The 21,860-nt window shown below is 40.0% G+C and carries 23 protein-coding genes; 14 read left to right on the top strand and 9 right to left on the bottom strand.

Going from position 1 to position 21,860, the window contains the following annotated elements; genetic code table 11:
- Positions 1-2 precede the first annotated feature (2 nt).
- The 3 genes from upp to gltX are packed head-to-tail and all read right to left on the bottom strand — an operon-like array spanning position 3 to position 3,307.
- Positions 3-635 (bottom strand): uracil phosphoribosyltransferase, encoded by a 633-nt coding sequence (gene upp / locus V7Q04_RS09550; RefSeq protein WP_333804804.1) that lies wholly within the window; start codon positions 633-635, stop codon positions 3-5.
- The gene (locus V7Q04_RS09545) at positions 636-1,913 is read right to left on the bottom strand and encodes a malic enzyme-like NAD(P)-binding protein (protein ID WP_333804802.1); all 1,278 of its coding nucleotides are present in this window, start codon (positions 1,911-1,913) and stop codon (positions 636-638) included.
- Between the two features lie 2 nt (positions 1,914-1,915).
- The gene (gene gltX, locus V7Q04_RS09540) at positions 1,916-3,307 is read right to left on the bottom strand and encodes a glutamate--tRNA ligase (RefSeq protein WP_333804801.1); all 1,392 of its coding nucleotides are present in this window, start codon (positions 3,305-3,307) and stop codon (positions 1,916-1,918) included.
- Between the two features lie 202 nt (positions 3,308-3,509).
- Here gltX and V7Q04_RS09535 point away from each other — a divergent pair, with 202 nt between their 5' ends.
- The gene (locus V7Q04_RS09535) at positions 3,510-4,361 is read left to right on the top strand and encodes a peptidylprolyl isomerase (RefSeq protein WP_333804799.1); all 852 of its coding nucleotides are present in this window, start codon (positions 3,510-3,512) and stop codon (positions 4,359-4,361) included.
- A 48-nt stretch (positions 4,362-4,409) separates the two neighbouring features.
- Here the strand turns inward: V7Q04_RS09535 and V7Q04_RS09530 are convergent, their stop codons facing one another.
- On the bottom strand, positions 4,410-5,741 hold the full coding sequence (locus tag V7Q04_RS09530) for an acetyl-CoA carboxylase biotin carboxylase subunit (RefSeq protein WP_333804798.1): 1,332 nt from the start codon (positions 5,739-5,741) through the stop codon (positions 4,410-4,412).
- Positions 5,741-6,211: an acetyl-CoA carboxylase biotin carboxyl carrier protein gene (gene accB, locus V7Q04_RS09525; protein ID WP_333804796.1), complete on the bottom strand. Its 471-nt coding sequence runs from the start codon at positions 6,209-6,211 to the stop codon at positions 5,741-5,743. The genes V7Q04_RS09530 and accB overlap by 1 nt, the downstream gene beginning before the upstream one ends.
- Positions 6,212-6,302: 91 nt before the next feature.
- Here accB and dcd point away from each other — a divergent pair, with 91 nt between their 5' ends.
- Positions 6,303-6,863 carry a dCTP deaminase gene (gene dcd / locus V7Q04_RS09520; RefSeq protein ID WP_333804795.1) on the top strand — a complete coding sequence of 187 codons (561 nt, stop codon included), beginning with the start codon at positions 6,303-6,305 and terminating at the stop codon, positions 6,861-6,863.
- A gap of 6 nt (positions 6,864-6,869) precedes the next feature.
- The gene (locus V7Q04_RS09515; protein WP_333804794.1) at positions 6,870-7,508 is read left to right on the top strand and encodes a GNAT family N-acetyltransferase; all 639 of its coding nucleotides are present in this window, start codon (positions 6,870-6,872) and stop codon (positions 7,506-7,508) included.
- A gap of 15 nt (positions 7,509-7,523) precedes the next feature.
- Here V7Q04_RS09515 and V7Q04_RS09510 read toward each other — a convergent pair whose 3' ends face one another.
- Genes V7Q04_RS09510 through V7Q04_RS09495 form a run of 4 tightly spaced genes read right to left on the bottom strand, consistent with a single transcriptional unit; the run spans position 7,524 to position 10,804 of the window.
- Complete coding sequence (locus V7Q04_RS09510) at positions 7,524-8,696, bottom strand: class I SAM-dependent rRNA methyltransferase (RefSeq protein WP_333804792.1); 1,173 nt, start codon at positions 8,694-8,696, stop codon at positions 7,524-7,526.
- Positions 8,689-9,471 carry an alpha/beta hydrolase gene (locus tag V7Q04_RS09505; protein WP_333804790.1) on the bottom strand — a complete coding sequence of 261 codons (783 nt, stop codon included), beginning with the start codon at positions 9,469-9,471 and terminating at the stop codon, positions 8,689-8,691. The genes V7Q04_RS09510 and V7Q04_RS09505 overlap by 8 nt, the downstream gene beginning before the upstream one ends.
- A complete protein-coding gene (locus V7Q04_RS09500) occupies positions 9,468-10,055 on the bottom strand; it encodes a class I SAM-dependent methyltransferase (protein ID WP_333804789.1) in 588 nt (195 codons plus the stop codon). Before V7Q04_RS09500 ends, V7Q04_RS09505 begins: the two co-directional genes overlap by 4 nt.
- 29 nt (positions 10,056-10,084) lie before the next feature.
- Positions 10,085-10,804, bottom strand: a complete 720-nt coding sequence (locus V7Q04_RS09495; protein ID WP_333804788.1) for a flagellin — start codon at positions 10,802-10,804, stop codon at positions 10,085-10,087.
- 117 nt (positions 10,805-10,921) lie between these two features.
- Here V7Q04_RS09495 and pseB point away from each other — a divergent pair, with 117 nt between their 5' ends.
- The 11 genes from pseB to V7Q04_RS09440 all read left to right on the top strand — a co-directional run bounded on the left by pseB (position 10,922) and on the right by V7Q04_RS09440 (position 21,835).
- Positions 10,922-11,911, top strand: coding sequence for a UDP-N-acetylglucosamine 4,6-dehydratase (inverting) (pseB, locus tag V7Q04_RS09490; RefSeq protein WP_333804786.1), 990 nt, complete (start codon positions 10,922-10,924; stop codon positions 11,909-11,911).
- Positions 11,908-13,029 carry a UDP-4-amino-4,6-dideoxy-N-acetyl-beta-L-altrosamine transaminase gene (gene pseC / locus V7Q04_RS09485; protein ID WP_333804784.1) on the top strand — a complete coding sequence of 374 codons (1,122 nt, stop codon included), beginning with the start codon at positions 11,908-11,910 and terminating at the stop codon, positions 13,027-13,029. Before pseB ends, pseC begins: the two co-directional genes overlap by 4 nt.
- Positions 13,026-13,715, top strand: coding sequence for a pseudaminic acid cytidylyltransferase (gene pseF, locus V7Q04_RS09480; protein WP_333804783.1), 690 nt, complete (start codon positions 13,026-13,028; stop codon positions 13,713-13,715). Before pseC ends, pseF begins: the two co-directional genes overlap by 4 nt.
- Positions 13,712-14,575: a UDP-2,4-diacetamido-2,4,6-trideoxy-beta-L-altropyranose hydrolase gene (gene pseG / locus V7Q04_RS09475; RefSeq protein WP_333804782.1), complete on the top strand. Its 864-nt coding sequence runs from the start codon at positions 13,712-13,714 to the stop codon at positions 14,573-14,575. Before pseF ends, pseG begins: the two co-directional genes overlap by 4 nt.
- Positions 14,538-15,020, top strand: a complete 483-nt coding sequence (pseH, locus tag V7Q04_RS09470) for a UDP-4-amino-4,6-dideoxy-N-acetyl-beta-L-altrosamine N-acetyltransferase (protein WP_333804781.1) — start codon at positions 14,538-14,540, stop codon at positions 15,018-15,020. Before pseG ends, pseH begins: the two co-directional genes overlap by 38 nt.
- The gene (pseI, locus tag V7Q04_RS09465; RefSeq protein ID WP_333804780.1) at positions 15,007-16,044 is read left to right on the top strand and encodes a pseudaminic acid synthase; all 1,038 of its coding nucleotides are present in this window, start codon (positions 15,007-15,009) and stop codon (positions 16,042-16,044) included. The genes pseH and pseI overlap by 14 nt, the downstream gene beginning before the upstream one ends.
- The gene (locus tag V7Q04_RS09460; RefSeq protein WP_333804779.1) at positions 16,041-17,024 is read left to right on the top strand and encodes a hypothetical protein; all 984 of its coding nucleotides are present in this window, start codon (positions 16,041-16,043) and stop codon (positions 17,022-17,024) included. Before pseI ends, V7Q04_RS09460 begins: the two co-directional genes overlap by 4 nt.
- 19 nt (positions 17,025-17,043) lie before the next feature.
- Positions 17,044-18,006 carry a Gfo/Idh/MocA family protein gene (locus V7Q04_RS09455; protein ID WP_333804778.1) on the top strand — a complete coding sequence of 321 codons (963 nt, stop codon included), beginning with the start codon at positions 17,044-17,046 and terminating at the stop codon, positions 18,004-18,006.
- The gene (locus V7Q04_RS09450; RefSeq protein ID WP_333804777.1) at positions 18,003-19,310 is read left to right on the top strand and encodes a DegT/DnrJ/EryC1/StrS family aminotransferase; all 1,308 of its coding nucleotides are present in this window, start codon (positions 18,003-18,005) and stop codon (positions 19,308-19,310) included. Before V7Q04_RS09455 ends, V7Q04_RS09450 begins: the two co-directional genes overlap by 4 nt.
- A gap of 85 nt (positions 19,311-19,395) precedes the next feature.
- The gene (locus V7Q04_RS09445; RefSeq protein WP_333804776.1) at positions 19,396-20,748 is read left to right on the top strand and encodes a B12-binding domain-containing radical SAM protein; all 1,353 of its coding nucleotides are present in this window, start codon (positions 19,396-19,398) and stop codon (positions 20,746-20,748) included.
- A gap of 31 nt (positions 20,749-20,779) precedes the next feature.
- On the top strand, positions 20,780-21,835 hold the full coding sequence (locus V7Q04_RS09440; protein WP_333804775.1) for a hypothetical protein: 1,056 nt from the start codon (positions 20,780-20,782) through the stop codon (positions 21,833-21,835).
- Positions 21,836-21,860: the final 25 nt, after the last annotated feature.

Genomic DNA, 21,860 nt, shown 5'->3' with positions numbered 1-21,860 from the left:
TCTTATACGCCTAAGGTATTAAAAACTCTATCGCCAGCATCTCCAAGACCTGGAACGATGTAACCATTTTCATTCAGTCCATCGTCAATACATGCCGTATAAACAGAAACATCAGGATGTACATCATGAAACTTTTTAAGCCCTTCAGGAGCGGCAACAAGACATAGAAATCGAATATCTTGAACACCTTTTTTCTTTAAGAAATTCACCGCATCAATCGCTGTTCCACCTGTTGCAAACATCGGGTCAATAATAATCGCTGTACGCTCTGTGTGATCTACAGGAAGTTTTGCATAATAAAACTCTGCTTCAAGTGTTTTTTCATTGCGTTGAAACCCTAAAAAACCCACACTTGCATCAGGAATAAGTTTAAAAACACTGTCCAGCATGCCAAGAGCTGCCCGAAGAATCGGGCAAATCATAATCTTGACATCAAGCTTTTTCGCATTTGCAACAGCCACAGGTGTTTGCACACTTACATCACGTAATGGTAAATCTCTTGTAGCCTCAAACAGCATCAAATAAGAGATTTCATCGACTAAAAGTCGAAACTGAAAGGGCTCTGTTTTTTCATCTCTTAAAATCGAAAGCTTATGCTCGATCAAAGGGTGTTTGATGAGATGAACATTTTTCACTTATTTTTGCTCCGCATCAATAATAGCTTGAAGTTTTGCTTTATAAGCGTTCATATCAAAATCTTTGACACGTGCAACACCATCTTTGATTGCAGCTTCAGCAACCGCAGCAGAAATCCATACAAAAACTCTTCTATCAAATGGTTTTGGAATGATGTAATTGATACCAAATTTAAGCTCTTCGCCATTGTAAGCCGCTTTAACATAATCAGGCACGTCTTCTTTAGCTAATTTTGCCATAGCAACAGCAGCTGCCATTTTCATACCTTCAGTAACTTTTGTTGCTTTCACATCAAGAGCACCTCTAAAAATGAAAGGAAAACCTAGTACATTGTTAACTTGGTTTGGATAGTCACTTCTACCAGTTCCCATCATAACATCATCTCTAATTGCATGTACTTCTTCAGGTAAAATTTCTGGCGTTGGGTTTGCAAGAGCAAAAATGATTGGGTAAGGATTCATTGATTTAACCATCTCTTGGCTTACAACACCAGGAGCGGAGAGACCAAGGAACATATCGGAACCTCTCATTGCATCTTCAAGTGTTCGATCGCTTGTCTCAAGAGCAAACTCTGCTTTGTATTTATTAAGGTCAGTTCTACCAGAGTGAATAACACCTTTAGTATCGATCATTACAATTTTCTTTGCACCTAAGAGTTTGTACATTTTAGCGCAAGCAATACCAGCAGCTCCAGCACCGGATACAACGATTTTCATGTCTTCAATTTTTTTGCCACTGATTTCAAGGGCATTTATAAGTCCAGCCGATGTAATCATTGCAGTGCCGTGTTGGTCATCGTGCATAACAGGGATATTTACTGCCGCTTGAAGCTTTGTCTCGATTTCAAAACATTTTGGTGCTTTAATATCTTCAAGGTTAATTCCACCAAATGTTGGAGCAAGTGCTTTACAAATCTCTACGATTTTATCAGCATCGTGTTCATCAAGCTCAATGTCAAACGCATCAACATCAGCAAATTTTTTGAAAAGAACAGATTTTCCTTCCATAACGGGCTTGCCTGCAATTGCGCCAATATCACCCAGACCAAGAACGGCAGTACCATCGGTAATAACAGCAACAAGATTGCCTTTGTTGGTATATTTGTACGCTAATTCATTATCTTTTTCAATCTCTAAGCATGGATGTGCAACACCCGGAGTGTAGGCCATTGAAAGATCTCTAGCAGTATCACAACGTGTTTTAACACTGATCGCAATTTTTCCGCCAATATGATAGTCTAAAGACTCTTCTTTAGTTACTTTTCCCTTATTACTCACTTTCAACTCCTTTTATAAGATATTAATTTTTCAATTCTTTCGACAACTTCATCATAACCGATAATTTCTAACACTTCAAAGATTGAAGGACTTACAGAACTTCCAACCATCGCTATACGAATGGCTTGTGCAAGATCTTTGAGTTTAAGACCACGTTCCTCTAAAAATGCTTTAGTAAATGTTTCAAATTCACTCGCCATTAAAAGTGTTTTTTCACTTTTTAGTGCAACCAAGTACTGCGCCAAAACACTTATGCCATCAACTGTTAAAAACTTCTCAACTGCTTTTTCATCGTAACACATTGGTGCTTCTAAAATTTGTTTAGCCAAACTCGCAAACTCTACCAATGTTTTTGCTCGATCTCTGAGTGCGTCAATAAGTAACTCTTTTTTTGAATGTAACGAAAGGTCAAGATCAAAAAAGCGTAATTCTTCAATCAAACGAGTATATGTTGCTTGTTTAATATAATGCGCATTGAGCCAAACAAGTTTTTCTTGATTGTAAGCAGAAGCGGATTTGTTAATGTTTGAAGGATCAAACAGTGCTTTCATCTCATCAAAAGAGAAAATTTCTTGGTCGCCATGACTCCATCCTAAACGAATCAAGAAGTTAAGCAATGCTTCTGGAAGATACCCTTCTCGTTTATACTCCATAACATCGACTGCACCATCACGTTTAGAGAGTTTTTTACCCTCTGGATTGAGGATCATCGGAACATGGTAAAACTTTGGAATATCAAAGCCAAGAGCCTCATATAAAATGATCTGTTTTGGTGTGTTGGAGAGGTGATCATCCCCACGAATAACCTCATTAACGCCCATCAATGCATCATCAATGACAACGACAAAGTTGTACGTTGGCGTACCATCACTACGTGCGATAATAAAATCATCAAGCATATCGCTTGCATTGAAATTTACCTCACCTTTTATACCATCCACAAAAGAAATTACCCCACTCATTGGCGCTTTAATACGAATAACAGGCTCTACCCCAAGAGGAGGTGTACCTGTAAAATCACGGTATCTACCATCATAATGTGGGCGTTCTTTTCGTGCTGATTGCGCCTCACGAAGTGCGTCCAACTCTTCTCTGCTCATATAACACTTATACGCTTTTCCTTCTTCTAAAAGCTTTTTGACATAGCTTTTATAGAGATCAAAACGCTCAGATTGATAGACGATCTCACCTTCATGTGCCAAACCTACCCACTTAAAGGCTTCAACAATGGCATCAGCGGCCTCTTTGGAATTTCGAGCAAGATCAGTGTCTTCAATACGGAACAAAAATTTTCCACTGTTTCTTTTTGCCCAAAGATAACTGTAAAGAGCAGTTCTAAGCCCTCCAATATGTAAATATCCCGTAGGACTAGGGGCAAAACGTGTCACAACCATGTCTATACCTTACGATTGATTTTTAATAAGTTATGTATAAATTATGTATCATTTTGTTACGCGAGAAACGAAAAATCCACAGAAGCGAGAATAAAAACATTTTTTTAATTTTTTTTGTCAAAAAAAATGTTATCATTCGTAGCCTATTATTTATAATACAGCACGATTATATAGGTATTTTTCTTAAAACAAAGGACTATTGATGAAGATTAAACTAAAGGTGTTAACTTTTGTAACTTTAGGTGCAAGCCTTCTTTTTTCACCTGCAAATGCGGGCACCGTTGATGGCGTTTCTGTGATTATTAATAAAGAACCCATCACACTTTATGATGTTTTCAAATACTCTCAACGCTTTAATATCTCTAAAAAAGAGTCTTTAGATATTTTGGTTAGACAAAAATTAGAAGAGTCTGAAATTAAAAAACAAAGCATTACCGTTGACAATTTTGAAATTGATCAATACATCGAAAACTTAGCAATCAGTAACAATATGAACCAATATGATTTTCTAAATATGATTCGCTCAAAAAATATCGACATTGCTGAATACAAAGAAGATTTAAAAAAGAAACTTCAACGCGACAAACTCTATAAAAAAATTGTTAATGCCAAAATGCAACAAATTGGAGATGGCGAACTTAAAGCTTATTACAATGACAATCTCCACGAATTTTCGCAAGCTAGCTCTTTTGATGTAACCATTTATACCAGTGCAAATCAACAAAGCCTAACAGCTATTCAAAACAACCCAATGAGTGCAGCCAATGACGTTCAACTCCAAGAAGGCAAAATTGACGCAGGTAAAACGGATCCAAAACTTTTAACACTTTTGAATAAAACACCAAAAGGTAAATTTACGTCTATTAGTAAAAACGATTCAAACTATGTCATGTTCTTTGTCAAAGATAAGTTCAACGTTCAAAGTGTCTCATTTGATGAGGCAAAAAATTATATTTATAATAAACTAGGCGAAGGTAGAGAGCAAAAAGGAATTGAAGAGTATTTTGAGAAATTAAAATCTTCTGCAAATATTCAAGTTATAAGAGCACCATAGGTTAAAGAAGTAAAAAGTTAAGGTCGCCACTTGGCGACCTTAGTTAATTTAGTAGCGAGAAAGATAGTTTGTGTCAAATCTGTTTTCAACAAAATCTGCATTATCCATCATATTTAAATGAAAATCTCTTACCGTTTTAATACCCTCAATTTGTAACTCACTGAGTGCTTGTTTCATCTTCGCAATAGCTCGGGTACGATTTTCACCCCAAACAACAAGCTTACCAATCATCGAATCATAATGTGGTGGAACAGAGTATCCTTGATACGCATGAGAGTCCATACGCACATTACGTCCACCAGGAATGATGTACTTCGTAATCTTACCTGGACTTGGAATAAACTTGACAGGATCTTCAGCAGTAATACGACACTCAATAGAGTGTCCACGGAATGTTAAGGCACTTTGATCAAAAAGCTTTTCACCTTCAGCAACGCGGATCATCCACTCAATAATGTCAATACCACTCACCATTTCACTGACACAGTGTTCAACTTGAAGACGTGTGTTCATTTCCATAAAGTAAAAGTTTTTATCGGCATCTAAAAGAAACTCAAATGTACCCGCATTTTCATAGCCAATATATTTGGTTGCTTTAACTGCAACTTCATGTAAGCGTGCTCTTGTTTTGTCATCTAGTGCAATAGCAGGAGACTCTTCAATGAGTTTTTGGTGACGTCTTTGCATCGAACAGTCACGTTCTCCAATGTGTACCACATTGCCAAATGAATCGCCAATGACTTGTACTTCAATGTGACGTGGATTTTTAATGTATTTTTCCATGTAAAGTGTGCCATCACCAAACGCACTGAGCGCTTCGCTTTCAGCTGCAAGAAATGATTTTTCCAAATCTTCCATCTTCTCAACCACACGCATACCACGTCCACCACCGCCAGCGCTTGCTTTAACGATAACAGGAAGTCCGATTTGCTCGGCGAGTTTTTTCGCTTCTTCAACACTTGCAAGGGCACCTTCACTACCAAGAATAACCGGCACACCCGCTTTTTTCATCACTTCTTTGGCTTTTGATTTATCACTCATTAAAACCATAGAATCAACAGAAGGTCCAATAAATTTAATGTTGTGGTGTTTACACACTTCTACAAACGTTTGGTTCTCACTGAGGAAACCATACCCTGGGAAGATCGCGTCACAACCACTGATCTCTGCCGCACTAATGATCGCAGGAATGCTCAAATAGCTCTCAGATGATTTTGCACCACCAATACAGATACTTGCATCGGCATGTTGAAGATAGAGTGCATCTTTATCCGCAGTGGAATAAACCGCAATCGCTTGTTTCCCCATCTCTTTGATGGTTCTTATTGCACGAAGGGCGATTTCACCACGATTGGCAACAAGAATTTTCTCAATCTTCATTACACTTTCTCCACCGCGAAGATTGGCATGTCGTACTCTACGGGTTGACCATCTTCAACAAGGATCTCTAGAACTTTACAGTCAAACTCTGCTTCGATTTCATTCATGATTTTCATCGCTTCGATAATACCAATAGGTTGACCTTTACGGATGATATCGCCCACTTTTGCAAACGGAGCCGCACCAGGTGCTGGAGATTTGTAGAATGTTCCTACCATCGGTGATTTCATACTTAAGCCTGCAGGTGCAGCATTAATGCTTGCTTCTCCTCCAACCACTTGTGCAACTGGAGCTGCTGCTGGAGCTACACTTACTGCTTGCATAACAGGTGCTGGAGCAGCGGTATACGTTACACCACCCTCAAAACCTTTTTGTAACTCAATGCTAAAATCACCTTCTTTGATTTTCAGTTTTGTAATATCACTTTTATCGAAAATACGTATTAACTCTCTGATCTCATTTTTGTCCATTCGGTTTCTCCTAAATATTTGCCATTTTTTGGCATGACATAAAATGTGTTATAATACCATACAAAATATATACGATCACTTAAGGGAAGTTATGGGTTTAAAAGCAGACAGTTGGATACGAGAAAAATCGCTCAAAGAGCGTATGATAGAGCCTTTTTGCGACGGTCAGGTCGGCAAAGATGTTGTAAGTTATGGTGTCAGTAGTTATGGTTATGACATCCGTGTAGGACGTGAATTTAAGATATTTACCAATGTTAATTCGACGGTCGTTGACCCTAAAGAATTTGACGATAAAAATGTTATCGATTTTGAAGGTGACATCTGTATCGTTCCACCTAACTCTTTTGCATTGGCACGTACGGTTGAGTACTTTAGAATTCCTAAAAATGTCCTTGCCATTTGTTTGGGCAAAAGTACGTATGCTCGTTGTGGCATCATCGTTAACGTCACACCATTTGAGCCAGAATTTGAGGGTCACATCACCATCGAAATTTCAAATACTACGCCATTGCCTGCTAAAATTTATGCCAATGAAGGCATCGCGCAAGTGCTCTTTTTAGAGGGTGACACGCCATGTGAAACCACCTATAAAGACAAACACGGTAAGTACCAAGGTCAAACAGGCATTACCTTACCACGTATTTTAAAATAACCTCTTATGGCTTTAAAAGTAAGCGCTTTAGAGAGAAATAATACACACGAGTTTGATGGCTTTTATGCCATCTACTCTACTGCTTTTCCACTCAGTGAACAAAAATCTCGCAACGCACTTTTGCAAATGATTCACGCCTCTTTTTATACCATCTACTTGGCATACAATGACGAAAAAATTGTTGGATTTTGCATTATGTATCATCCGCACAATGAAGATTTTTTCTTGCTAGAATACATGGCGATTGATGAGACACAAAGAGGCATAGGTCTTGGCTCAACACTTTTAAAAAATAGCATTGAACAGCTTTTTAAAATGCATGGCATACGAGCGCTTCTCATTGAGATCGAATCGCCTGAGGAGTATTCACCCGATAAAGAAATCCGTGAGAAACGAGAACAATTTTACCGCCATTTGGGCGCATTGAAAATTGATTCGTTTGATTATATTTTAGCACTGCAAAGCGTTGAAGCGCCTCCAGAGATGAAGCTTTTGGTCTATCATCCAAACGTGCGTAAAATTCCTAAAACAACCTTGCAAAGATGGCTTGAAAAGATTTATGTTGCTGTTTATGGATACAGTCAAGATGACCCACGCATTGTGCAAATGTTCACTGCGACGCCAGAAATTTTTAATCTCATTTGAGAAGTAGCCAGAAAGCTACTTCTCAACCCTCAACAACAACCCATTCAAATAAAACGATGCACTTGCATTAATCAAACACGGATGGTCACTGTCTTGTTGCATTTGCTCTAGGAGGATGTATTGCACTTTAAGATCGTGTGACACTTCCATAGCGATTTCCAAAAGCTCTTTTTTGCCGACATGAAATGAACATGAGAACAGCGCGATTAAGCCACTATCTTTTACCGCTTTGGTGGATTCCATCAAAAGGTGTTTAAATCCTCGTTTAGCTCCGCTTGCTTGCTCTTTTGTTTTTGCGAAGGATGGCGGGTCAAGAACGATTAGGTCAAAATTGTTTTTGTATTTTTTCTCTTTCATAAACGTAAACGCATCGGCAGCATAGGTTTCATACGTTTCCATCGCGTTGGCTTGTAAATTTACTTTGGTTTGCTCTATAGCTGATTCGGAGATATCCACAAAGACGGCATTTTTAGCGCCCTTGGCAAGGGCAGAGATGCCAAAGCCACCCGCATTACAACAGATATCAAGTACCGTATCATTCTCTTTAATGTAGCTCGCACAAATCGCTCTGTTTTTACGCTGATCTAAGTAAAAGCCCGTCTTTTGGGCATCTTCGATGTCCACTAAAAAAATTAACCCATTCTCTTTAAGTTCAAACTCTTTAGAAGGTGTACCAAAAAGTGTGCCATTTTTACTCTCTAATCCTTCGATTTCGCGTGAGTGCTCATCCGATTTTTCGACAATCCACGAAGGATTCACGAGTTGTTTGAGTGTGCTGAGTATTAGCTCACGAAAAGTTTCCATACCAGCGGTGTTGATCTGAATGGAGAGCGTGTCTCCATACTTGTCAACGATAAGCCCTGGCAAGAAGTCAGCTTCGGAGTGGATGAGACGTACGGCATTTGTCCCCGAAAGTAACGCTTCACGCTTTGCGATGGCTCTTTTGATGCGATTATGGAAAAACTTTTTACTAATCTCCTCTTTGCCAAAGCTAAGAATGCGCGCGAAAATCGCACATTTTGGATTGACATAGGCTGTTCCTAAAAAACCATCTTTTTTGGAAAAGAGTGCGACGACTTCACCGCTTTGAAACTCCTCTAAGCTAGAGTCAATTTCGTTAGCATAAACCCACGGGGTAAAGCGTCTTAATTTTGGGACAACGGAGTGTTTGATATAAACTTTATTCACTAATTTTTCCTAATATGATTTGAAGTTCACTAGTAAAGGCTGGGTGTTCGAGCACTTTTCCATGTGTAGTATGGGCAAGAATGACATGCAAAGGACGTCTGGGCATCGCTTCTAAAAGCTTTTCAAGATGATACCGTGGAATAGTAGCATCATTTTCTACTTCTATCACTGCAATTTTTGCTTTTACAAAAGGGAGGTAGTCAACACTTTCAAATTTATTTTGTAGCAATAGGTCAATCGGGAAGAATGGGTATTTGAGTTTTGCAATGGAAAGAATCGAATCATACGGTGTCAGCAAAACCAAACCATCGACCACCCGCTTGCTTGCAAGATAGGTCGCAACCCCCGTACCAAGGCTTCGTCCAATGACAACAACTTTACGACCTTTGGCATAGGTATCGTAAATTTTTAGGGCGTCGTTAAAGAGAGCTTCTTCACTGGGTGTTCCACTACTGCCAACATACCCTCGGTAGTTAAAAGCAACAATATCATAGCCTTGAAGTTCTTTGACATCTAAAACAAAACGTGTTGCATCATCGGCATTGCCACCAAAATAGAGAATCAGTCCTGCATCGCTCGCTTCATCCTTGCGCACGACTCCATCCAACACGACAGCATCGCTTACACGTAGAGAGAGTCCTTCAATGTTTTCACCACTCACTTTGGCTTGCTTTTCGATCAATTTGGCTGGGAAGAGCTGATCATTTTGAGTAAAGTACAAATACCCCATCGCTACCAAATAGAGTCCAATGACTCCTAGTAAAAGTTTTTTCATACACCTTCCTTCTTCAAAAATACCGTAAAATCACCGTCCATATACCCATCATAAATCTCAACATCATAAACAAAATCACTCACATGCTCTTCAATCTCTTCGGGTAAAAAATAATTAAAATGCCCTTCTTTTTCTTCACCTCTGAGCATGTTGAAAACAAAGCCTTTTTTCGAAACTTCAAAACAACGGCGAATAAATAAAAAAGTCTCCGCACGGTTCAAAATATTCATCGAACCACTCGCCACATAAAAGTCAGCAAAATCAAGGTCATCGTTTAAAATGTCTTTATGCACACACTGTTGTTTGGTACGCTTATGCGCAACAAAGATAGCTTCTTGGAGCATATCGTAGCCTACATATTTACGTGGCAAAGAACCTTTTTGTTGCAAGAAAAGATAAAGATCGCCAAAGCCACATCCTGCATCGATAATGGAGCTTGATGGTAAGTGATCTGCTAAAAGTTCATGAATCACTTCAAAACGTGTATGTTGTGACTGTTTGGAGTTCCAATTTAAGCCTTTAGCCGTACAGCCATAACGTTTTATAGCGTTTTCATAAAAAATTTTATTATTGATTCGTGGCATGGGAAGAGGCTAAATAAAGGAAGGCACTTTTAAACTAAAAGTGCCGAAATATTTTGTTGCATCATACTGTTTTGATGAATTTGGGTTAAGACAGAACTGCTAAGTTTGATCTGATCGCTGTTGATTTCTGCAATCTTTTGATCGAGTGGTTTTTCTGAGATTTGCGCATTGGCACTGCTTAAGTTCGTCATAGCGGTCAATGAAGTTGTAATGCTACTGCTTGCACTGTTGAGCTGAGAACTAATGGTTGAAGAAAGAGAACTGAGGTTTTCTCTAAAATTAGCGATACCTTCTTGATCTTTTATCGTTAAGTCACTGACGCCAGAAACACTCAGTCCAGAATTACCGCTGAGGAGGTTTTGACCATTGTATGTCGTTTGTGCAACAATGTCTTGCATCGAACTACTGATCTCGTTGAACTGTTTTTCTAAAATGGCTTTTTGATCAGATCCTAGCGTCGCACTGTTGTAACGCACAGAGAGATCATTCAGCTTGTCCGTTCCTGATTGGATAGCTTGAACAGAAGCGTCTGCTATTTGGTACATCCCAATGGTTTCATTGGCATTTTGCACACCTTGGCTTAAAGAAGCAATTTGAGAAGCTAACGTATCGGAAACCACCAAGTTAGCGCCATCTTTACCACTAAGCTCTTTTGTCGCATTGATTTTTTCTAACATAATGTCTGTTTGAGACTTGTTTTGGGTAATTAAATTGAGTACTTGCGTATTGGAACTACTGGAAACTTTCATCAGATGCTCCTCGTTTAAAGATACATTCATTATACTACTCCTATCATACGAATGTCAAATAGAGGAAGCGGAATTAAAATTGCTTTAAAATCAAAAATATTGACACAAAGGGTTATCGTGTTTAATGGAAAAAATATTTTTATCACCGGTGGCACAGGTAGTTTTGGCAAAAAATATACTGAAATTCTTTTAAAAAAATACAAACCCAATAAAATCATTATCTACTCCAGAGATGAACTTAAACAGTACGAAATGGCACAACAATTCACTGACCCAGTGATGCGTTTTTTTATTGGCGATGTGCGAGATGTTGATCGCCTCAAAAATGCGATGTATGGTGTTGATTATGTCATTCATGCCGCAGCACTCAAACACGTCCCCATAGCAGAATACAATCCAATGGAATGCATCAAGACCAACATCTATGGTGCACAAAATGTCATCGATGCAGCCCTTGAATGCGGTGTGAGTAAAGTCATAGCACTTTCTACCGATAAAGCGGCCAATCCTATCAATCTTTACGGTGCAACCAAACTTGCTAGCGATAAACTTTTTGTCGCCGCCAATAATATCAGAGGGGCAAGACGAACCGAATTTTCTGTTGTCCGCTATGGCAATGTTGTAGGAAGTCGTGGCTCTGTCGTTCCTTTGTTTAAAAAACTCATTGCGGAGGGTGTTAAAGAACTTCCTATTACTGAAGCGGAGATGACACGTTTTTGGATTACGCTTGAGCAAGGGGTCAATTTTGTACTTAAAAACTTTGAACGCATGAAGGGTGGCGAGATATTTATCCCGAAAATTGCCTCTATGAAAATGGTTGATTTAGCCAAAAGTATGGCACCGCATTTGGGTGTAAAAATCATCGGTATTCGTCCTGGTGAGAAGATGCACGAAGTCATGGTTCCTAAAGATGACAGCCACTTAACACTTGAATTTCATGACCATTATGTCATTCAACCGAGCATTCTTTTTACACAACAAAACGACTTTACATGTAATGCCATTGGAGAAACAGGAACGCCTGTGAAATACGGCTTTGAATACAGTTCTGAGACCAATACACAGTGGCTTGATGCCAAAGGCTTGATGGAGATGATAAACGCATGATTCCTTACAGCAAACAAAGCATAGACCAAAGCGATATAGATGCAGTTGTTGAGACGCTGAAAGGCGATTTTCTCACAGGTGGTAAAAAAGTGAGTGACTTTGAAGAAGCGCTAGCACACTACTTGGGCGTAAAGCACGTTTGCGTGATGAACTCCGCCACTTCAGCTTTACATGTCGCCTATCAGATCATCGGACTTCAAGAGGGTGATGAGATCATCACAACACCTCTCACGTTTGCCGCTACTTCGAACACTGCCATCCAATGTGGGGCAACTCCTGTATTTTGCGATATTCGTTATGATGGCAATATGGATGAGCGCAAAATAGAGGCGTTAATCACTCCTCGAACCAAAGCAATAGCGCCTGTGGATTTTGGCGGAAATCCACTGCCTATTCATACCATTAAAGCACTTTGTGACAAACACAAACTGTTGCTCATCGAAGATGCAAGCCATGCGCTTGGCAGTGAAATAAATGGGCAAAAAGTAGGCACTGTTGCCGATATGACCATCTTTAGTTTTCACGCCATCAAGCCGATCACGACGTTTGAAGGTGGTGCAATTGCCACAAATAATACCGCCTTTTATGAGCAAGCAAAACTGTTACGAAGTCATGGTATTGTCAAAAAAGAGCTCTGGAATTCCGACATGATTACGCTGGGTGAAAACTACCGTCTTAGCGATGTAGCGTGTGCATTGGGGCTTTCACAACTTAAACGTTTAGACGCCTTTATCGACAAACGCAAAGAGATAGCACACTACTACGATGATCGATTTGCGAAAAACCCTTACTTTACAACAATTGCTCTCGACACATCTAAAAGAAGCACCTACCATCTCTACCCTATTCTGCTTGATCGTTCTTTGTGGTGTTCCAAAGAAGAGATCTTCAAAGCTTTACACGCTAAAGGACTTGGAGTACAAGTCCACTACAAACCTGTGTATCAATTTAGTTACTACAAAAAGCTTTTTGGTGAACAACGGTTAGAAACAACGGAAGATTTTTACAAAGCTGAACTCTCTATCCCCTGCCATCAAGGTATGAGTATGGAAGAAGCACGTATGGTAGCAGACACACTGCTTGAAACACTCGCTTCCATCAAAGGATGCCATCTATGAGACTTGCCATTATCCCAGCGCGTGGAGGAAGTAAACGTATTCCTCGTAAAAATATTAAAGCATTTTGCGGTAAACCCATGATCGCTTATAGCATCGAAGCAGCCCAAAAAAGTGGCTGTTTTGACAAAATTGTCGTGAGTACGGACGACGAAGAAATCGCCACTTTGGCACGAATATTGGGCGCTGAAGTTCCTTTTATGCGCCCCAAAGAATTGAGCGATGACCACACAGCAACCATTCCCGTCATCGCCCATGCGATTACCGCTTCGGTACACGACATCAGCGATGTTGAAGCGGTCTGTTGTATCTACGCCACTGCACCATTTGTGCAAGCAAAGTACATCCAAGAAGCATATGAAAAACTAGCCTCTACCAAAGCTTCTTATGCGTTTAGTGCGACCAGTTTTCCTTTTCCCATTCAGCGTGCGATTCGACTCACCAAAGATGACCGTGTTGAGATGTTCTCGCCTGAACACTTTAACACGAGGAGTCAAGATTTAGAGGAAGCGTACCACGATGCGGGACAATTTTACTGGGGAACGCCCGAAGCGTGGTTGGAAGGTCAAGTGATCTTTGCACCTCACTCCACGGCGGTGCTTTTACCTCGCCACTTGGTACAAGACATTGACACGCCTGAAGACTGGATACGCGCTGAATTTATGTATAAAGCTCTTTTGCTTTCATGAAAACTTTGATTCGGAGTGATAGTTCAAGCACCATTGGGCTTGGACATGTCATGCGCAATCTTGTCTTTGCCAAAAACTTAGAAGGTGAAGTCATTTTTGCCTGCCAAAACTTAGAAGGCAATATTATTGATTCCATTCCCTATGAAGTCAGAATCTTAAAATCAAACGATGCAGATGAGCTGATAGAGCTGATTAAAACGTTACATGTAAAGCTTTTAGTGATCGATCACTACGGCATTGATGCACAATTTGAGCAAAAAATAAAAGAGGCCACAAAAGTAAAAATCCTAAGCTTCGATGACACGTATGAGCTTCATCACTGCGACATTCTTTTAAACCACAATCTTTCGGCAGACGCCAAACGTTATAAAAACCTTGTGCCTAAAAAATGTGAACTTCGTTGTGGCAGTCTTTATACACTCATTCGCAACGAATTTAGAGAAGAAAAAAAACAAGCGCGTGAAAAAATTTACGACGTATTTATAGCGATGGGTGGGACAGATGCGACCAACATCACGCTTTCCATTCTTAAAACACTCCCACAAAAATTGCGTATATGCGTTCTTTCAACCATGGCAAATGCGCATCTTGGTGAGCTTCAAAACTACGCGCAGGGTAAGCCCAATATTGCTTTACATGTAAACTCCAACGAAGTTGCCAAACTACTTCACCAAAGCCGCTTTGCCATCGTAACGCCGAGTGTTATGGTGCATGAGGTACTTTTCATGGAAGTACCTTTCATTGCGATTAAAGTAGCACACAACCAAGACGATATGTTTGCATATCTTCAAAAGCAGGAGTATCCTGTTTTAAAGGAGTGGGATGCGTCTTTATTTATGCAACTTTACAACGCTGGATGAGTCCCAAAAAAAGATGATTTTAGCGTGGCGAAATCACGAAAATGTCAAAGCATACATGTATAACACGAATGACATCAGCGAGGCAGAGCATTTTGGGTTTATTGAAGCGCTGCAAACAAGCGAAGATCGCCGCTATTTTTTAGTCCAAAACGCGGGCATTGACATTGGTGTTATCGACTTTAATGAGATATCCAAAGAGAGTGTCGTGATGGGACTTTATGCCAACCCAACGCTCAATCAAAAAGGGATTGGTTCGCTTTTGATGCAAAGTATTGTAGAGTATGCGTTTAAGAGATTAAAGGTGAACATACTCAAAGCGGAAGTTTTTACTGAAAACACAAAAGCAAAAGCATTGTATGAAAAATTTGGATTTTGCGAAAAAGAGCGCATAAGCATTAACGACAAAGAGGTTATTTGCATGGAGCTAACCAATGAACATCGGTAATTTTAACTTAGATGACACACGTACACTTATCATAGCAGAGCTTTCTGCAAACCATGGCAACAGTATAGAAACTGCAAAGCAGACCATAAGAGCGGCTAAAAAAGCGGGGGCTGATGCCATCAAGCTTCAAACTTATACGGCTGACACATTAACGCTTAACTGTGACAAAGAGGACTTCGTCGTCAAAGGTGGCACGCTCTGGGATAATAAAACACTCTACGAACTCTATAAAGAGGCGTACACACCGTGGGAGTGGCACAAAGAGCTTTTTGAAGTCGCCAAAGAAGAGGGACTCCTCTGTTTTTCAACCCCATTTGATAAAAGTGCTGTGGATTTTTTAGAACAATTTGATCCTCCCGCTTATAAAGTAGCCAGTTTTGAAATCACGGACTACGAGTTGGTTCGCTATATGGCTTCCAAGCAGAGGCCTATGATTATCTCTACCGGTATTGCCACACTGAATGAAATTGAAGATGTTATACGCATTTGCCAAAGGGAAGATAACTCTGAGATTATTTTATTGCAATGTACCTCATCTTACCCTGCCTCACTAGAGGGCGCAAACCTTCTTACCATACCCGATCTTGCCAAACGTTTTGGCGTTATTGCAGGCTTTTCAGACCATACGCTTGGCATCACTGCACCGATTACTGCCGTAGCGCTCGGTGCTAAAGTCATCGAAAAACATTTCATTTTAGACAAAGCTATTGGTGGTGCAGATGCGAGTTTTTCACTGGACGTTGAAGCATTTACCGCAATGGTTCAAGCGGTACGTGACACTGAAAAATTATTAGGACACCCTACCTACCATACCGATGAAAAAACCATAAAAGGTAGACAATTCTCACGTAGTCTTTATATCGCCAAAGATATTGCCAAAGGTGAAGTATTGAGCGAAGAAAACATCCGCTCCGTTCGCCCAGGGTATGGACTCCATCCTCGCTATATCAAAGATATTTTAGGCAAATGTGCCAAAGAAAATTTGAGCTTTGGCGACAGGCTTGAAAAAGAAGATGTCGAGTGAGAAAAATCGCTCTCTTTGCCCACGATACAGGAGGGGCTGAAATACTTTTAGAGCTTTTAAAAGCCTCTATGTCCTTGGGGGAATTTCGCATTTTCTGCTTAGCAGATTCACCCTGTAATAAACTCATGAAAGCGAAAAAACTCCAGCATCTCTGGTCTGAAATAGCGCCAGAAAAAAGCGACATTGAAACCAAATTGGCTTCATTTAACCCCTCTATTGTGCTCTATAGTACAGGCTGGCAAAACCATCTAGAATACCACTTTTTAAACTATGCAAAAGCGCACACTCTCCTTAATATCGCTTTTTTAGACCACTGGACAAACTACCGTGAACGCTTTGGATATCCCGAAAAAAATTGGGAGAATAACCTCCCCTCTTTCATCGCAGCGCACGATCAAGCAAGCTTCAATAAAGCCAAAAGTTTAGGGCTTCCCAATATCATTGCCATCAAAAATTATGCCTTATTGGCTCAACTCAAAGACGCACAAACTGTTTTAGCAAATACCAAGAAGACTGATACCCTACTCTTTTTGAGTGAACCGACTGCCAAGGTGGCTGAGCGCTCTTTTGGGGATGCCTATGGTTGGGGCTTTAGCGAAAAAGAGGTTTTTGAAGACATTCTTGCAAATCAAGAAAAATTTGGTTGTAAAAATATCCTTATACGCCTACACCCTTCCGATACACCTGAAACCTACCAAGCGATTGATCCCAATGCAACATTTAGCCATGCCACTCTTTTAGAGGATATCGCAAGCGCAAACGTTATCATTGGAATTGACACGGTTGCGCTTTATACGGCCTATCTATTGGGTAAAAATGTTATCTCATATATACCTTCATCCAAGCGAGAATGCTTAGTCCCTCTACCAAAAGCAAACCAACTGACCAGTTTTGAGCATTTTGAACTTTCGGTGCTGGAGCAAAAGCATCAAAACCCCGAAGATTTCGGCATAGATTTTGCTTCATTCTTAGAAAAATAGCTATGAAAAGGCACTTTTAATGCAAAAAATTTTCTCATGTGCCATTGTTGGAGCAGGTAGTATTGGTGGGCTTATCGACTCGCCAAACAGTGAGAACATTGCCTCGCATGCTCATGCTATCAGCAAACACCCCAACTGTAAATTAACCGCTATTTGTGAGCCTGATAGTACGAACCAAGGTGCATTTATCGGGCGCTGGGGAGAGATGGGCGTTTACCATTCACTCGACTCTCTTTTACAGTATGAAACTATCGACCTACTCGCTATTGCCTCACCCACACAGTTTCATGCAGCAGCTCTAGAAGAGGCTTTAGCGGTAGAAAATTTGAGTGCCATTATCTGCGAAAAACCTTTGGTAGCCACGGCTGAAGAATTGGCCCACTTAACACCTCTACTGCTTGCAAGTGAGAAAAAAATTCTTATTCACCTTATGCGTCGCTATGACCCTTCTTTGATTCAACTTGCCAACGCAATTGCTGAAGAAAAATGGGGTAAAGCTGTGCGTTTTCAAGGTGTATTTACCAAAGGCTTACTTCACAATGGTGTTCATATGCTAGCGCTACTTAGCCACTTTTTTGGTGAAATACAGAGTATAAATGCGTTAAATGTAACACCATTGCACGAAGATATTAGCGGTGATTTTGACGTAAAACTCGCCAATGCACAAGGCGTACTCAGTTGCATGGAAGAGCTTCCTTACTCTGCGTTTGATCTTACCATCTGGTTTGAAAATGGCAAAGTAGAGATCAAAGATGGAGGCTTGTGCATCGATACATTTATCAAAATACCCTCGCCTCTATACGAAGGCTATTTTAGTTTGGAACATGAAAAAACACTTCCCAATACATTGAAAAACTATGCCCTACATTCCCTTGAATTTTTACTCCAAAACGACGATATAACCTGCAAGCAGATATTGCAAGAACAGCTGCATGTTCACATGAAAATTTTTGAAACCATTGCAAAAGAGAAACGAAGATGAAAAAACTAGCCATCAACGGCGGAGAGAAAGTAAGAACCAACCCTTTTCCAGCTTATAACACTATAGGGGCAGAGGAAGAAGAAGCCGTACTACGTGTACTTCGTAGTGGCAAACTCTCTACTTACCTGGGTGCTTGGCATGATGATTTTTACGGTGGAAATGAAGTACGTGCTTTTGAGAAAGAGTGGGCAGCATTTTTTGGTGTCAAGCATGCCATTAGTGTCAACTCTGCAACCTCTGGGCTTATTTGCGCTGTGGGAGCCGCTGGAATCGAAGCGGGCGATGAAGTCATCGTTAGCCCCTACACCATGTCAGCCTCAGCCGTTGCACCGCTTTTTTACGGTGGTATTCCTGTGTTTGCTGATGTGGAGGAAGATACCTACTGTTTAGACCCTAAAAGCGTTGAGCAAAAGATTACCCCCAAAACAAAAGCCATCATTGTTGTGGACATTTTTGGGCAACCTTATGATGTTGAAGCCATCAATGCCATTGCTAAAAAACATAACCTTATCGTTATCGAAGATGCTGCGCAAGCTCCAGGTGCTATGCATAAAAACGAATTTGCAGGAACTTTGGGCGATATGGGTGTCTTCTCACTCAATTACCACAAGCATATACACTCAGGCGAAGGTGGTGTCATCGTTACCAATGATGACGCACTGGCTAATAAACTCCAACTCATCCGCAACCACGCAGAATCCGTCATCGCCAATAAAGGCTTTAGCGCACCAAATGAGCTTATCAACATGGTCGGTTTTAACTTTCGTATGACAGAGATGGAGTGTGCAGTAGCACGTGAACAACTCAAAAAACTGCCCTCTTTGCTAAAAATACGCCAAGAAAATGTCGCCTACATCAGCGAGGCGCTTAAAAGCATTCCATGCCTTAAAACAACAACCCTTCGAGAGCATATCAAACATGCCTTTTACGTGCATCCTTTAGAGTTTGACGCAAACCTTGCGGGCGTTCATCGTGACCTCTTCATCAAAGCGGTTAAAGCCGAACTACCTCGTACCATCATGCGCGATGACTCTGATGTGCTAATCGGATGTGGTTATGTGAAGCCCATTTACCTGCAACCCATGTTTGTACACAAAATTGCGTTTGGAAGCAAAGGCTATCCGTTTAACCTCTCCAATGTAACGTACCAAAAAGGCGACTGCCCTGTGTGCGAGAGTCTGCATTTTGAACGTCTGTTTACCCATGAGCTTATGCGTCCGGGTATGAGCAGAGAAGATATGGATGATGTGGTGAAAGCGTTTGCCAAAGTATGGGAAAACAAAGAGGAACTGAAAATAGATTGACAAGCGTATACACTATGTTTTATAATGTAATTTATTGCTCAAAACTGAATAGAAAAATCATATATGCTAACAAAAAGGCTCATTCATGCTAAATATTGTTTTAATCATGCCAAAGATGGAACCCTACAAAGATTTTCATTATTTTCCACTGGGCATACTTGCAATTTCTGCTGCTATTAGCACACTTGATTCAATCAATTATGAGATTTTTGATGAAAGAGTCGATGATGATTTACGATTAAACGCGTTACTCCAAAACGCTGATGTTGTTGGCGTCTCTATGTTTACGGGCTATCAAACAAAATCTGGATTTGATTTATTAACGAAAATCAAAAACTTCAATAGCAAAATTATTACGATCGTAGGTGGCCCTCATGTAACCGCCCTTCCACATGAAACCATCAAATCAGAACTGGTTGATTATGCCATTGCAGGCTATGGTGAAAATTCGTTTAGAGAGCTTATTGCGGATCTTTTAAACCATGGGAAAGTCACTCGATTGATACCAGGTGTCTATTCAAAAGAGCGTGTTATGGGAGCCTCAGACAATCTTCAGATCACCTACACCGAAACACCAAAAAATTATAGAGATATCACATGGAATGCCATTCCCTATCACAAGATTGACGTTAGCAAATATATTAACCCTGCTACCCAAAGAGTTATCTACGTCACCCAATACGGATGTCCCGCAAAATGTACCTTCTGTGCGACACCAGAGACTCGTAAATGGGCAGAAAAACCTATTGAACTGATCAAACAAGATTTACGTTACTTATATGAAGCAACACAGTTTAAACAACTCGTATTTTTCGATGCGACTCTGTTTACACGCAAGGCACGTGTTAAAGAGATTATGGAATTTGTCTCCGAAGAATTTCCACATATTGAGTGGATTGCTGATGCGAGAGCGATGGAACTTAAAAACTACACCGTTGAAGACCTAAGAGAGATCAATAAAAGCAATTTAAAACTCCACCACTTAACCGTTGGACTTGAGAGCGGAAGTAAAAGAATTGTAGAAGAGGTCTACAAAAAAGGGACAGGTCACTTGGAGAGTTATTTGGACGCTGCTGAAAAACTGTATCAAGCGGATGTTGAATTAACATCGGGATGCATCTTTGGAGCACCAACGGAGACCGCTGAAAACTTGTATGAAACGTTAGAATATGTGAAAAAAATCAGACAAAAACATCCAAGGTTTAAACTCAGTACAACGTTCTTTAGGCCTTTGCCAGGTACTGACTTATTTGAGTACGTCAAGCAATTTGGCATTACCTTCCCCAATACCTTGGAAGGCTGGGCTAAACTTGAGGGCGTGACACACTATGAGTACAACAAATGGGTCAGTGTGCCGTGGATGGATAAAAATGAAGAAAAAAAATACCTTGTAGCATACAATGAGTTCATTAATGTCCATGGGGACATCCTTGTATGATCTCCACCATGATACAGTGTAAAGCTGCCGCGTGAATTTAGTCTTTAAAGAGCAGAATAAAGACTATTTTGAGGAGCTATGGAATAAATTTTTAGTTCATCATCACATAGATTTTCAATATTCGCTCCCTATCATTGAGTACTATCTTACAACGAGTTCTGACCTTGTGACAGATAAAAGCTTTGTTTTAGAGCTAAACAATGAATGCGTTGGGATTTGCCTTTTACCGATAGAAAATATTAATGGCTCTTTATCGGTTTCAATTTCAGGAGGCTACATCATGGCTCCTTTGGCAAGTTCAACGAAAAATGAGCAACTGATATTCAGTCACATTGATACATTAAGTTTGGATTTGAAACTCTCTCTCATAAAATTCAAACTCTCTTTATTTGAAAACAGCTCTTTTAACAGACTTCGACTCTATGGTTTTTTTGATACGACCAATACAACGTGTGCAATAAACCTAGAAAAGTCACAAGAACAGCTATGGACAAATCTTAGAAAAAGCTACAAAGCCCTGATCAATTCATTGACGAAAAGTAGTGAATATTCGCTTCTTTACTCGGATAGTTCAAACTTCAAAGAGTTACATCAACACTATGTCAATTTCCATAAAATTCATATGATCAATGCTGGTAAAGAACCAAAATCTGATGCAATATACGACAAACAATTAAATCTTATTGAAAAAAATTTAGCAACGGTTATTGCGGTTCAATACAACAATAGAACCGTGATGACAGATTATTTTTTCCACGATACTGAAAATGCGGTTTATGCAAGTAGTGCTTATGATACAAATGAATTTTTTCAAAACTTGCCGTTAAACCATTATCTACTCTGGCATGCGATGGTCTATTTTAAAAATCTAGGCTTTAAAACATTAGGATTTGGGCAACCTTGTAACCTCAATAAAATTGACGGTTTTAATGACTATGCAGGCGATAAAGAACTTAATATTTCACATTTTAAAAGGGGAATGGGAACCAATATGGCTTCGCATACACAAGGCATCAAATTCTTTGATAAACAATCATTTCTTCAATTAGTTGAGGAATTCAAAACCGAGATAGACGCTAGATTTTAGTGGAATTATTTTTGCTTTTAAGTTA

This window comes from Sulfurospirillum sp. (assembly GCF_036802865.1).
Lineage (GTDB): Bacteria > Campylobacterota > Campylobacteria > Campylobacterales > Sulfurospirillaceae > Sulfurospirillum.
The sequence above is the reverse complement of the archived record's forward strand: the minus strand, read 5'-3'. Positions and strand labels throughout refer to the sequence as shown.